Source organism: Micromonospora antibiotica, from assembly GCF_017599305.1.
Taxonomy (GTDB): Bacteria; Actinomycetota; Actinomycetes; order Mycobacteriales; family Micromonosporaceae; genus Micromonospora; species Micromonospora antibiotica.
In genome coordinates, this window is the sequence record NZ_JAGFWR010000003.1 from 341,674 (window position 1) to 354,125 (window position 12,452).

At 72.8% G+C, this 12,452-nt stretch carries 9 protein-coding genes; 3 read left to right on the plus strand and 6 right to left on the minus strand.

Annotation, left to right across the window (positions count from 1 at the left end; translation table 11 throughout):
* Nucleotides 1-105: 105 nt before the first annotated feature.
* Nucleotides 106-1,212 carry a helix-turn-helix domain-containing protein gene (locus JQN83_RS09700; RefSeq protein ID WP_208566725.1) on the plus strand — a complete coding sequence of 369 codons (1,107 nt, stop codon included), beginning with the start codon at nt 106-108 and terminating at the stop codon, nt 1,210-1,212.
* A 365-nt stretch (nt 1,213-1,577) separates the two neighbouring features.
* Here JQN83_RS09700 and JQN83_RS09705 read toward each other — a convergent pair whose 3' ends face one another.
* Both JQN83_RS09705 and JQN83_RS09710 read right to left on the minus strand, forming a co-directional pair.
* The gene (locus JQN83_RS09705) at nt 1,578-5,849 is read right to left on the minus strand and encodes a family 43 glycosylhydrolase (protein ID WP_208566726.1); all 4,272 of its coding nucleotides are present in this window, start codon (nt 5,847-5,849) and stop codon (nt 1,578-1,580) included.
* A 162-nt stretch (nt 5,850-6,011) separates the two neighbouring features.
* Nucleotides 6,012-6,302, minus strand: a complete 291-nt coding sequence (locus JQN83_RS09710; protein WP_307799130.1) for a GNAT family N-acetyltransferase — start codon at nt 6,300-6,302, stop codon at nt 6,012-6,014.
* A gap of 144 nt (nt 6,303-6,446) precedes the next feature.
* On the opposite strand from JQN83_RS09710, the gene JQN83_RS09715 reads away from it, so the two are divergent.
* On the plus strand, nt 6,447-7,004 hold the full coding sequence (locus JQN83_RS09715; RefSeq protein WP_208566728.1) for a GNAT family N-acetyltransferase: 558 nt from the start codon (nt 6,447-6,449) through the stop codon (nt 7,002-7,004).
* A gap of 22 nt (nt 7,005-7,026) precedes the next feature.
* Here JQN83_RS09715 and JQN83_RS09720 read toward each other — a convergent pair whose 3' ends face one another.
* The gene (locus JQN83_RS09720) at nt 7,027-7,632 is read right to left on the minus strand and encodes a YdeI/OmpD-associated family protein (protein WP_208566729.1); all 606 of its coding nucleotides are present in this window, start codon (nt 7,630-7,632) and stop codon (nt 7,027-7,029) included.
* A gap of 93 nt (nt 7,633-7,725) precedes the next feature.
* On the minus strand, nt 7,726-8,328 hold the full coding sequence (locus JQN83_RS09725; RefSeq protein ID WP_208566730.1) for a TetR/AcrR family transcriptional regulator: 603 nt from the start codon (nt 8,326-8,328) through the stop codon (nt 7,726-7,728).
* Between the two features lie 26 nt (nt 8,329-8,354).
* On the opposite strand from JQN83_RS09725, the gene JQN83_RS09730 reads away from it, so the two are divergent.
* Nucleotides 8,355-9,095 (plus strand): SDR family oxidoreductase, encoded by a 741-nt coding sequence (locus JQN83_RS09730; RefSeq protein ID WP_208566731.1) that lies wholly within the window; start codon nt 8,355-8,357, stop codon nt 9,093-9,095.
* Nucleotides 9,096-9,186: 91 nt separating this feature from the next.
* Here JQN83_RS09730 and JQN83_RS09735 read toward each other — a convergent pair whose 3' ends face one another.
* Nucleotides 9,187-10,302, minus strand: coding sequence for a MerR family transcriptional regulator (locus JQN83_RS09735; RefSeq protein ID WP_208566732.1), 1,116 nt, complete (start codon nt 10,300-10,302; stop codon nt 9,187-9,189).
* Between the two features lie 105 nt (nt 10,303-10,407).
* Nucleotides 10,408-12,138 (minus strand): glucuronoarabinoxylan endo-1,4-beta-xylanase XynC, encoded by a 1,731-nt coding sequence (gene xynC, locus JQN83_RS09740; RefSeq protein ID WP_208566733.1) that lies wholly within the window; start codon nt 12,136-12,138, stop codon nt 10,408-10,410.
* Between the last annotated feature and the right edge of the window lie 314 nt (nt 12,139-12,452).

The following is a 12,452-nucleotide window of genomic DNA, read 5'->3' on the forward strand; positions in this document are numbered from 1 at the left end:
CCATACTCAGTCGCGTCGTGAATCGTCCAGGGCAACCGTCGGGGCAACCGCAACCCACATCGTCGTGCGTCATTAGTCCGTGTCATATCCGGATAGGATCCGGGCATGGGGAAGGGGCGACCGAAGGCCAGGCTGGTGCTCACCGACGAGGAACGGGAACACCTGGCGAGGGGGGCCCGCGCGGCCCACTCGACGCAGGCGTTCGCCATTCGCTGCCGCATCGTTTTGGCATGCGCCGACGGGGCCACGAATATCGAGGTCGCGACCCGGTTGAACGTTTCACCCGCGACGGTCGGGAAATGGCGTTCCCGGTTCGCCGCCGCCCGGCTGTCGGGGCTCGCCGACGAAGTGCGTACCGGCCGGCCCACCTCGGTGCGTCCCGAGCAGGTGGACCGGGTGGTGGCGGCCACCCTCGGCGGCACGCCCGCCCCGGCCCGGCGGTGGTCCCGGGCCTCGATGGCCGCCCACACCGGGCTGTCGGCGTCCACGGTCGGCCGGATCTGGCGACAGTTCGACCTGCGCCCGCACCTGCAGGACGGCCCGACCCTGGCGGCCGACCCGGGGTTCGTCGCCTCGGTGGTCGCCCTGGTCGGGCTCTACCGCCACCCCCCGGAGCAGGCCCTGGTGCTCTGCGCCACGCCCCGGGACGACCGCTTCGCCGTCAGCGGCGGCCCGGCCCCGGGCGGGCCCGAACCGTACCGGCCGGGGTCGCCCGCACCCGGCGAGGAGGACGGCCCGCACCGGCGGCGACGCGCGGCCGCGTACCGGCGGTTCCTGGTGGCGGTGGACCGGGCGGTGCCCGCCGGCCTGCTGGTGCACGTGATCGCCGACGACCCGGCGTCGCACGGGGCGGCGGCGGTCCGGGGTTGGCTGACCAGGCACCCCCGTTTCCACCTGCACCTGACCCCGGGCGGCGGGGTCTGGGCCGACCAGGTCCGGCGCTGGTCGGCCCTGCTCGCCGCCCGGCATCCGGACGACGCCGGCCCGGCCCGCCCCGGGGTGTGCGGGCCGGTGCCCCCCGACGCGGTCGGGCCCGCCCCGGACGGCGCTGACGGGACCACCGGCGTCGGGGAGGGGCCGACCCGCTGGATCAGCACCGTGGACGAGGTACGGAAGGCGCTCGCCCGACATCATCAACGGACTTCGGACGCATCGACGTCCACCGGCCGGCCGTACGCCCCGGGCCCGCCCACTGCGGCTACCGGTATGTGAGATGCCGGAATCGCATCGTGCTCCGGCTCGGACCAGGTGTCGGCCTGACCCGTCACCGCGTCGTACGCCCGGCCCATCCGGCGCGCGGTGGCTGACCGGTACCGCCGCCTACCCCGCCACGGTCGACGGCACCACCGTGACGGGCACCATGGCCACCCCACCGGCCGGACCGGCACCTGGTCGACCGAACGCCGGTGACCCCCGGCCACGCCCGGCGGCGAGCCCCCCGGCCACGCCCGGCGACGACCGCCGGGCGCAGCCACGCGGGAACCGGCCCGCCCCGGGCAACGCCCCGCCCCCACCGCCCGACCGTGCTCCGGTCGGGCGGCGCGGGCGGCTGACGCGGCGGCGCGGGCGGGCGGCGGCTACCTGACCGCCGGAACCCGCAGGACGCCCACCTCGCCGACGTTGCCGGCCACGTCGACCGCGCGGTAGCGGACCCCGTGCGCCAGGTCGTCCAGCGGCACCGGCCCGGTCCAGGTGGTCCACTCCCCACCGTCGAGGCGGTACTCCACCCGGGCCACCCCGGAGTCGCCGTCGCGGCCGGTCACGACCACCGTGCGGCCCGCCAGCGTCGCCTCGGCGGTCGGCGCCACCCGGTCCACCTGCACCGACACCGACCACGGTGCGCTCCAGAACAGGTTGACCCCCTGCGCCCGGTACTGCACCGTGTGCCGGCCCGCCGGCAGGGCCACCGGATCCCGGTACGGGAACCAGCCTCCCCCGTCGATCTGGTACTCCACCAGCCGGATCAGCTCGCCGTGGGCCAGGGTGAGAGCGGCGTTCGCGCCGTACCAGCCGTCGGCGCCCGGGTCGGTGATCCGCAGCCGGGGCTGCCCGCCCCGGTAACGCAGCGGCTCGACGCCGCTGAGCGTGGGCACCACCGGTTCGATGGTGCCGTCGTCGGCGAAGTACAACCGGTCGATGGTGGTCTCCCGGTGGGTGCCGTCGCCGCCCGGGATGGCGAACCGGTGGTACGCCACGTACCAGTCGTCGGTGCCGGGCACCTGGATGATCGAGTGGTGCCCGGTGCCCAGGATGCCCTGGGCCGGGTCCTTGGTGAGGATCTCCCCCTTGCTGGTGAACGGCCCGAGCGGGCTGCTGCCGATGCCGTAACCGACCCGGTAGTTCTCGCTGCCGGTGTCGTCGATCGACCAGGACAGGTAGTAGACGCCGTTGCGCTTGTGCATGAACAGGCCCTCGCGGAAGCCGGTGAGCCCGGTCAACCGGACCCGCCTGCCGACGTCGTAGGAGACCATGTCGTCGTTCAGCGGCACCACGTACGGGGTGCCGTTGCCCCAGTACAGGTAGCTCTTCCCGTCGTCGTCGGTGAACACCGCCGGGTCGATCTGCTGGGCGTTGCCGTAGTCGGCCTTGCTCACCAGGGGCCGGCCGAGCGGGTCGACGAACGGCCCGAGGGGCGAGTCGGCCACCGCGACGCCGATGTTCTGCTGCGCCGAGAAGTACAGGTAGTACTTCCCGTTCTTCTCGATCGCGGCCGGCGCCCAGGCGTTGGTGTCCGCCCAGCTGATGTCCGGCCCGAGGTCGAGAATGGTGTCGTGGGCGGTCCAGTCGACGAGGTTGCGGCTGGACCAGACGGTGAACGTCGAGCTGCCCCAGCCGGGGAACCCGTCGGTGGTGGCGTAGATGTAGTAGGTGTCGCCGAACCGGACGATGTTCGGGTCGGCGTTGAAGCCGGGCAGCACCGGGGTGGTCATCGGCACCGCCCGCACCGTCCAGGCCCGGCTGGCCCCGGCGGCGCTGGTGACGGTGACCGTCACCGGTCGGGTGTAGTTGCGCGGCCCGGCGGGCTTGACCGTGGAGGTCGGCGCGACCAGGTAGCGCGGGGCGAGCCTGGTCAGGTCGGTGCCCGGCCGGACCGGCAGGGTGATGGTGCCGCTGGCGGCGTCCACGACGGCCGGGACCCTGAGGCTGTCGAGTTCGACGGCGACCACGCTGGTGCCGTTGCTGCCCAACGCGGCCACCTCGGCGTCGGTGAGCGCCCGGTTGTAGAGCGAGAAGTCGCGGATGCGGCCCTTGAGGTAGCGGTCGCTGGCGTACTGGGAGCGGCCCAGGTAGTTGGCGGTGGTCCGACCGCCGCCGATGTCACCGGGGGCGACGGTCAGCCCGGTCTTCTCGGCCACCCGCACCCCGTCCAGGTAGATCCGCGCGGTGCCGGCCCGGTTCAGGGTGTACGTCAGCGTCTTCCACGCTCCCCGGGGGAGCGCCCGGCCACCGGTGACGGTCTGTTCGCCGGTCCAGTTGCCGAGGCTGATCGAGGTGCGGTAGTCGTTGCCGGTGGTGAACAGGTAACCGTTGCCGACGCCTGCGGAGTCGGTGTTGCCGAGCCCCCAGAGGAAGTACGGGGTGGCCTGGTCGGCGGCGATGTTCACGTCCATCGACACGGTGATCTCGTCGAGGCCGGCCATGATGTTGTCGGGCAGGTCGACGTGGCCGTTGGTGCCGCCGAGGGTGAGGCTGCCCGCGTCCCAGCGGGCATCCCCGGCCAGGGTGGCGTGGTGGCCGTTGCCGGAGTCGTCGGTGACCGTGCCGCCGCCTGTCTGGTCGAACCGGTAGTGGGCCACCACCCCGTCGGCGTTGGCGTCCACCGGTGGTGGCGCGTCGTTGAGCGCGTCGAGTTCGGCACGGGTCACCGGGATGACGGTGCCGTGGCGGGGGCTGGCCGGCAGCCGGTACGACGCCGGCACCTTCCAGTTCGGCTCGGCCAGGTCGTCGGTACCCAGCGGGATGTAGCCCCGACCGCCGTACTCGTCGACGAACAGGTAGTACCGCGAGCCGGAGGTGTCGCCGGGGTTGGCCTTGAAGACGGTGGGCCCCTCCACGGCGGAGGTGCCGGCGTCGCGGCCGATGCACGAGTCGAGCATCGTCCACGACGGTCGGCCGGGCAGGTCGACGGCGGTCAGCGAGGTCGACTTCTCCTGGATGATGTCGGAGCAGCCGGTGCCGCCGCCGCCCTCGTCCTTGGTGAACCGGTAGTAGGTGTCGCCCTCGCGGATCATCGTGGAGTCGATCCGCGACTCGCCCCGGTCCTGCCAGATCGTCGCCGGGCTGAACGTGACGAAGTCGCGGGTGGTGGCGGCCAGCATCCGGTTGTACGTGTTGCCCGTGTGGTTCGGGTCGTTCTCGGCGAACAGCTTCGACGCCCAGAAGACCAGGTACTCGCCGCGCTCGGCGTCCCAGTACGCCTCCGGTGCCCAGGTGTTGCCGGCGGTGGGTGGGGACACCTCGACGTGCCGCTGCGCCGACCAGTTGACCAGGTCGGTGGACTCCCACACCTCGAGGTAGCGGCTGCCCCGGCGCTGGGCGGCGTCCCAGTCACCGTTGCGGCCGATGGACAGGTCGGTGGCGATCAGGAAGAACCGGTCGCCCTCCGGGCTGCGGATCAGGAACGGGTCGCGCAGGCCCAGCGTGCCGTGGGTCGACTCCAACTTGGGCTGGCCGCCGTTGAGCTCGGTCCACTGCAGGGCGTTGTTGCCCCAGCTGGCGGCGAAGTAGATCTTCTCCCCGGCGATCGAGTTGCCGGTGAAGTAGCTGAACGCGTAACCGGCGTACGGCGCGGGGGCCGGCAGCTCGCGGACGGTCAGTGTGATGGTCCGTTCGGCGGTGGCGGCGCCGACGGTGACGGTGGCGGTCACCGGGACCGTCACGTCGCCCGCTCCGGGTGCGGGTCGACGCACCACGCCGTCGGCGGCGACCACCTCGGGTCGGGCCGAGCGCCAGGTGATGGTCGCACCGTGCCGGCCGGTGCCGGGCATGGTGAGGTTGCCCCGGACGTCGTCGGGGTGCACCAGGGACAGCGCGGCGGCGGCCGACTCGGCCCGGGTCTGGTCGGACTCCTCGGGTCGCACGATCGCGGCGACCTCGGCGGGGGTGAGCGCCCGGTCGTAGATCCGGAAGTTCGCCACCCGTCCCTTGAGGAACCGGTCGGTGGCGTAGGTGGACCGGCCGAGGTGGTTGCTGGTGGTGACGCCGTTGCCGACGGCGCTGGGTGGCACGGTGACGGCGGTGTTGCGGGCCACCTGCGCGCCGTCGGCGTAGAGCGTGCCGGTGGTGCCGGTCTGGGTGTAGGTGACCGACTTCCAGACCCCTCGGGTCAGGTTGCCGCCGGCACCGGTGACCTGCTCGCCGGCCCAGTTGGTGGTGGTGATGCCGGCACGGAACGCGTCGCCGCTGGCGAACAGGTAGCCGGTGCCGGCGGCGGAGGTGGCCGGGTTGCCCAGACCCCACAGGAAGTACGGGGTCTGCTGGGTCGGGTCGACGAGGACGTCGACCGCGACGGTGAGCGACGACCGGCCGGCCAGGATGTTGTTCGGCAGCTTGACGTGGTCGTCGACGCCGTCGAGCAGCAGCCCGTCCGGGCCGGTCCAGGTGCCGCCGCCGACGAGGGTGCCGTCGTTGCCGTGACCGGAGGTGTCGGTGATCGTGGTGCCGGTGCGCTGGTCGAGGTCGTAGCGCAGCAGCAGCCCGTCGGTGACGTCGGCGGCTGCCGCGTCGGCCGGGGTCGCCACGGCGGGGGTCAGCGCGGCGAGGAGGGTGAGCAGGGTGGCGGCGGCGACGGTACGGGAACGGCGGGGGGTGTGGGTGGCGTGGTGGTCCCGGGGAACTGCTGAGCGCATGGGGGATTCCTCGGTGTCATGTGAGCGTTAACAGGCTGGAATTGTCAACGCAACAAACAGACCCCGTCAAGGAACTACACCCCGCCGATGCGCTGCGCGTACGCCCGCTCACCGCACGGCGACCCGGCGGTCGCCTCGTAGACCGTCGGGCGACCCGGAACCCTATTTAATCTTGCGGGTGGACCGGGCCACGATGTCCGCGTACTCCGGGTGCCGGCCCAGCCAGTCGGCGAGGAACGGGCAGATCGGCACCACCGTCCGCCCCCGGGCGCGGGCGTCGTCCATGACCGCGCGGGCCAGCGTCGAGCCGACGCCCCGACCCTCGAACGCCGGGTCGACCTCGGTGTGCGTGTAGGCGATGATGGCACCGGTCAGCTGGTAGGTGACCAGTCCGGCCAGCGCCCCGGTCTCGTCGCGCGCCTCGAACCGCTCCCGGCCCGGCACGTCTGTCACAGTCAACTCCACCGGACCATCCAAACACGCCCGGGGGCCACCCACCCGTCCGGGCGCGCAGCTCAGCGGGCACGCCCCACCCGACGGGTGGGGCGACCCGTCGACGACGGGGGCAGGGCCCACGATGCGTTAGAGTCCGGCCGCATGGACGGCACCACGCTGCGGACGCCCCGCCTGACCCTGCGCCCGGTGGGTGACGGCGACATCGACCGCATCCTCGAATACCGCAACCTGCCCGAGGTGACGTACTGGCTGCTGCGGACCGAGGTGGAGCCGGCGGCGTTCCGGGCGGTCTGGCAGCGCGCGGCCGACGACCCCGACGACCACAGCCGGGCGGTCGTCCTGGACGGCCTGGTGATCGGAACGGTCTCGCTCGACGTGCTGGACGGGATGGGGCAGCCGGGCATGCCGAGCCGGACCGAGGCCCAGCTCGGCTACATCTTCGACCCGGCCCACGGCGGGCGGGGCTACGCCACCGAGGCGGTCGCCGCGATGGTGACGTACGCGTTCACCCGGTTGGGCGTCCGCCGGATCACCGCCGGGTGCTTCGCCGACAACCTCGCCTCGGTGCGGGTGCTGGAGAAGGTCGGCATGCGCCGCGAGCAGCACGGCGTCGGCGACTCGTGGCACGCCGAACGGGGCTGGGTGGACGGCTACACCTACGCCCTGTGCGCCGGGGACCGGCCCCCGACGCCCCGGTAGGCGCGTCGGGCGGCGCCCCGGGTCACGGGGTCTGCGGCGGCCGGGCCCGCTGCGGGTGGGGCGTCTCGTGGCGGGCCAGCATGGCGACGAACTCGCCGATCTTCCGCTCCCGGGTCTGCGCCCGTTTCACCGCGTTGAGCCGGTGCACGAGCGCGAACAGGTTGGCCCGGGTGAGCACGTCGAACATGGCCTGCGCGGCGGGGTCGGCGGCGACCGCGGCGAGCAGGTCGGCGGGCACCTCGACCTCCGACGCCGGGGCGTAGGCCGCGGCCCACCGCCCGTCCGCTTTGGCGGCCTCCACCGCGGCCCGGCCGGAGGGCTGCATCCGGCCCTGCTCCTCCAGCCGGGCCACGTGGGCGACGTTGCGTTGCGACCAGATGCTGCGCGCCCGGCGGGGGGTGAACCTGATCCAGGAACTCTCCTGGTCCCGCTTGCGGGCCTGCCCGTCGATCCAGCCGAAGCACAGCCCCTCGTCGACCGCCTGCTGCCAGGTCAGGGTGGTGACCGTGCCGCCCTTGCGGGTCAGGGCGAGCCACACTCCGGGGGAGGTGTCGTGGTGGGCCGACAGCCAGGCGCGCAGCGCGTCCGCGTCGGGGACGACCAACTCATCCAGTTCGGCGCTGACCATGACGGCAGGCTAGCCGCTACCGGTGACAATCCCGCCGGGGGCGGTGCCTCCCACCCGGGCCGGCCGCCGGGACGCGCGCCCGGCAGGTCCGGGTCACCCGCCGGGCGCGCGGAGACCGTCGACGAGGATGGCCAGCAGGCGCGGCCCCCGGCTGTCCAGCTCGGTGTCGTCCAGTCGGGAGAGCCAGCTGATCAGGACGATGACGTCCCGGGCCTCGACGTCGGCGCGGATGCTGCCGGCCGAGCGGCCGGCGGCGAGCAGCAGTTCCACCGCTTCGCCGATCGGGCCGAGACTGTGCGCGGCGAGGTCGCGCCAGGTCGCCGCCTCGACGGCGGCGAACACGTCCCGCTTGACCCGGGCGTAGGCGGCCACCCGGTCGAACCAGGCCGCCAGCGCCGCCACCGGCGGGTGGGTGGCCAGCAGCTGCGGGGCCGCGGTGACCAGGTCGTCGACCTCGTGCCGGTACACCTCGACGAGCAGGTCCTCCCGGGTGGGGAAGTGCCGGTACAGGGTGCCCTGTCCGATGCCGCAGGCCTTCGCCACCGCGTTGAGTTTCAGCTCGCCCGGCTCGTGCACCAGGTCGCGGGCGGCGCGCAGGATGCGTTCGCGGTTGCGCCGCGCGTCGGCGCGGGACGCCGCCGCGCCCTTGACAGAAGCGGACACGTGTCCGCTAAGCTCGTCGGGGTAACCGGACATGTGTCCACTCTACCCCGAGGAGAATCATGACCATCCCCGGAAAGGTCGTCGCGATCACCGGCGCCAGCAGCGGCATCGGCGCGGCGACCGCCCGCCACCTCGCCGCGCTCGGCGCGTCCGTCGTGCTCGGTGCCCGCCGCACCGACCGGCTCGACCACCTGGTCGCCGAGATCGAAGGCTCCGGCGGCAGGGCGGTCGCCACCCGGGTGGACGTCACCGCCCCGGACGACCTGCGCTCCCTGGTGGCCCTCGCTGTGGAGCGGTTCGGGCGGCTGGACGTCCTGGTGGGCAACGCCGGGATCAGCAGGCTCGGCACCATGGCCGAGCTGGACGTCGAGGGCTGGTCGGCGATGGTCGACGTGAACGTCAAGGGCGTCCTGCACGGGATCGCCGCCGCCCTGCCCGTCTTCACCCGCCAGGGCGGCGGTCACCTCGTCACGGTCGTCTCGACCTCCGGCCTGAAGATCGTTCCCACCCAGGCGGTGTACGCCGGGACGAAGAACGCGGTGCGCACCCTGCTGGAGGGCCTGCGGCAGGAGAGCACCAGCGGAGCGCTGCGGACGACCTCGATCTCCCCCGGTTACGTCCGCACCGAGCTCGTCGACCGGGCCGTCGACGACCCCGCCGTACGCGCGGAGGCGCAGCGGACCATGGCCGAGATCGGCCTCGATCCCGACGCGGTCGCCCGCGCGATCGCCTTCGCCGTCGACCAACCCGACGACGTCGAGATCGGCGACCTCACCATCCGACCGACCCGCCAGGGCTGACCGTGGCGGCGGCCCGGCCGGTCCCACCCGGGCATCCGGCGAAGCCGGCGGCACACCCCACCTCGGCCCGCAACGGCCCCGGCCGGGCTGTTCAGGCCACGAGCAGGCGCAGGCCCAGCTCCGCGGTGTCGCGACGCAGCAGGTCCCCGTTGCGCTGCGCCCACCGGCCCGACGCCAGGTCCTCCCGGAGCATCCCGACGGCCCGCCGTTCGGCCTGCGGCCCGACCCGGGTCCACACCGACACCGCACGCCGCACCCGCTCGTCCAGGTACGCCTCCGGCCGTCGCCAGTACGCCTCGAACAGGCCGTCGGCGCAGTCCCACGGTACGTCCACCGGCTCGGCGTGCCCACCGATCGCGGCGGTCAGCTCGCCCAGCGCAGGCCAGTCGACCAGCAGGCCGGCGAACTCCGGCAGGTAGTCGCGGGTCAGCCAGAACCGCTCCCGCCAGCCGGCGCCGTCGGCGTCGTAGGTGAACACCACCACCCGCCGGGCCACCCGACGCATCTCCCGCAGCCCGGCGACCGGGTCCGGCCAGTGGTGGACGGTGCTGACCGCCATCGCCGCGTCGAAGGAGCCGTCGGCGAACGGCAGGTCCCCCGCGGCGGCGGCCACGCACGGCGCGGCGTCGGCCGGACGCAGTGCCCGCATCACCGCCGACGGCTCCACCGCCGTCACCGCACGGTCGCCGGGTTCGTAGGAGCCGGTGCCGGCCCCGACGTTCAGCACCGTCCGGGCGTCGCCCAACGCCGCCCAGATGCGGGCGGCGATCCGGGGGTCGGTGCGCCGGGTCGCCGGGTAGGCGCTGCCGATGGTGTCGTACAACCGGCCGCCGAAGACCCGCAACTGCTCCTCCGGGGTGGTGGCGATCCCCAGCGCCCGCGCCTGCAACTCCCGGTCGATCGCCGCGACCAGGGCGGCGGCCCGGTCACGCTGGTCGGTCAGCAGACCGCGCAGCCGGCACAGGTGCGCGACGGGGTCGGTCGCCGGATCGTCCACCAGGTCCGCGATCTGCCGGAGCCCGAACCCGAGTCGCCGGTAGCCGAGCACCTCGCGCAGCCGCCGTACGTCGGCGGGCGAGTACGCGCGGTGTCCCGCCGCCGTCCGCGCGGACGGCGTCAGCAGGCCGATCTCGTCGTAGTGGTGCAGCGTCCGGACGGTGACCCCGGCCAGTTCCGCCACCCGTCCCACGGTCAGGTGTTCGTCCACGGCACCGACTATCGGCCCTCACGCCGCGTGAGGAGCAAGCACCCGCAACGGGTACGGCCGCCGCGGTGTCCGCGGCGGCCGTACGGGGTTGCTCCGGTCGACCGGTCAGGCCACCGTGCAGGGGATGCCGTTGAGGGTGAAGGCGGTCGGTTTGGCGGTGTTGCCGGTGTGGTTGGCCTGGAAGCCGATCTCGACGGTGGCGCCGGGGGCGATCGTGCCGTTGTAGCTGACGTTGCGGGCGCTCACCTGACCGCTGGTGGGCGAGATGGTGGCGCTCCAGGCCGACGTGATGGACTGGCCCGACGGCAGGGTGAACACCAACGTCCAGCCGTCGATCGTCGAGGTGCCGGTGTTGGTGATGCTGATGCTGGCGGTGAAGCCGGAGTCCCAACTGTTCATCGTGTAGCCGACCCGGGGTCCGCTGCCGCCCGCCGTGGGGGTGGGGGTGGGGGTCGGGGTGGGCGTCGGGGTCGGCGTCGGCGTCGGGGTGCCCGTGGGCGTCACGGTCGGGGTGGGGGTCGGCGTGGTGCCGTTGGTGCTGGTCACGAACGTCATCACGCTGCGCGCGGGCAGGTTGACGGTCAACGAGCCGTTGGACATGGTCAGCGCGCTCTGCGGGGCGACGTTGCGGCTGCCGTCGGTCAGCCAGTTCTGCACGCTGCCCGACGCGGTGGCGCCGGAGAGGGTGAACTGCTGGCTCACCGCCGAGGTGTTCTTGTTGACCGCGACGATGACCACGGTGTTGCCGCTGCGGTAGGCCGAGACGTAGACGTTCGACGCCGGGTTGGCGGTGGCGTCGACGCGGACGTATCCGGGCCGCACGAACCGGGCGTACTGGGCCATGATCGCGCCCCGCTTGCTGATCTGGCCGTCCTCGCGCATGGGGCCGTAGCTGCGCCGCAGGTACCACCAGACGTACGTCTGGAACTCGGCGTCGACCATGGACCGGTGGATGTGCTCGCCGACGTCGAGCGCCTCCGGCCAGGCGTCACCCGAGTTCGCGTTGCTGTTGGGGTAGTAGACCTCGGTCATCCACAGTTCCTTGCCCGCCCCCTTCTGCTTGAACAGCGGGTACGGGAAGTTCGAGTACGAGGTGCCGTAGAGGTGGGCCCCGATGATGTCGACGTTGGCCAGTGCGGTGGCGTCGTTGAGGATCGGGTCCGACATCGACTTGACGTACTGGAACGATTCCGGCGCCATCACCCGGGTGCTGATCACCCCGGAGTTCTCCTTGAGGAACTTGATGATCTCGCCGGAGGTCCACCACGTCCAGTCGTGGGCGTAGTCGGGCTCGTTCTGCACGGAGATGGCGTAGAGGTTCACCCCGTTGTTGCGCATGTACACGGTGAAGTCGTTCAGGTACTGCGCATATGCGGCGTAGGAGCTGGCCCGCAGGCGCTTGGCGTTGGTCTGGCTGCCCCGGGTGAACGTCTCGATCATGCTGGCCGGGGGGTTCCACGGCGAGGCGAAGACGGTCACCCCGAGTTCGGCCGCGCGCTTGGCCGTGGCCAGGTCACGGCTCCAGTCCGCCTGGCTCTCGCCGACCGGGATGCGCAGCACGGAGAAGCCGAGCCGGCCCTCACCGGTGCCGAACGCCGTCTCCCGCTGGGCGGCGGTCAGGTCGCCGATCCAGCCGGCATGGGCCATCGCGCCGTAGCCCTTGATCGTCTGCCGGGTCGCCGACAGGTTGATGCTCGCCGGGGCGGCGGAGGCCTCCGTGGCTCCCAGGGCCGCCGTGGCCGCCGCGACGGGCAGCGTGCCCAGCGTCGTCAGGACGACGCGACGGCTCAGTGTTTTCCGCTCGCCGGCCGCCGGCCCATTCTGATCCTGCGTCATTTCTTTCGTCCTCCTGGTGGTGGTGGTGATACGCGCCCTGCCGGTTCCATCGAGCCGGTCGGCACCGATCTGCTGCGCCGCCACGGGGATGACCTGGACGTCACCGTCGGCGTTTCGACAGCACATATCGACTGTGATAATTGTGAACGTTAACGGCCGGAGTTTAGTTTCCCCTTCCATAGGGGTCAAGCACGCCGACCGCATCCGGGTCCGCACCGATCCCGCGCGTCCGGTGGTCGTCGCACACCGCCACGACACGGGCGGCGACAGTGGGCGACCGGCGCGCACGGCCCGCCACCTGACGGTTGCTAACG

Bases quoted from the DNA above. Each gene is read 5' to 3' on its own strand.
- JQN83_RS09700 (WP_208566725.1), top strand. From the start codon at position 106: ATGGGGAAGGGGCGACCGAAGGCCAGGCTGGTGCTCACCGACGAGGAA.
- xynC (WP_208566733.1), bottom strand. From the start codon at position 12,138: ATGACGCAGGATCAGAATGGGCCGGCGGCCGGCGAGCGGAAAACACTG.
- JQN83_RS09720 (WP_208566729.1), bottom strand. From the start codon at position 7,632: ATGGTCAGCGCCGAACTGGATGAGTTGGTCGTCCCCGACGCGGACGCG.
- JQN83_RS09715 (WP_208566728.1), top strand. From the start codon at position 6,447: ATGGACGGCACCACGCTGCGGACGCCCCGCCTGACCCTGCGCCCGGTG.
- JQN83_RS09725 (WP_208566730.1), bottom strand. From the start codon at position 8,328: ATGTCCGGTTACCCCGACGAGCTTAGCGGACACGTGTCCGCTTCTGTC.
- JQN83_RS09705 (WP_208566726.1), bottom strand. From the start codon at position 5,849: ATGCGCTCAGCAGTTCCCCGGGACCACCACGCCACCCACACCCCCCGC.
- JQN83_RS09730 (WP_208566731.1), top strand. From the start codon at position 8,355: ATGACCATCCCCGGAAAGGTCGTCGCGATCACCGGCGCCAGCAGCGGC.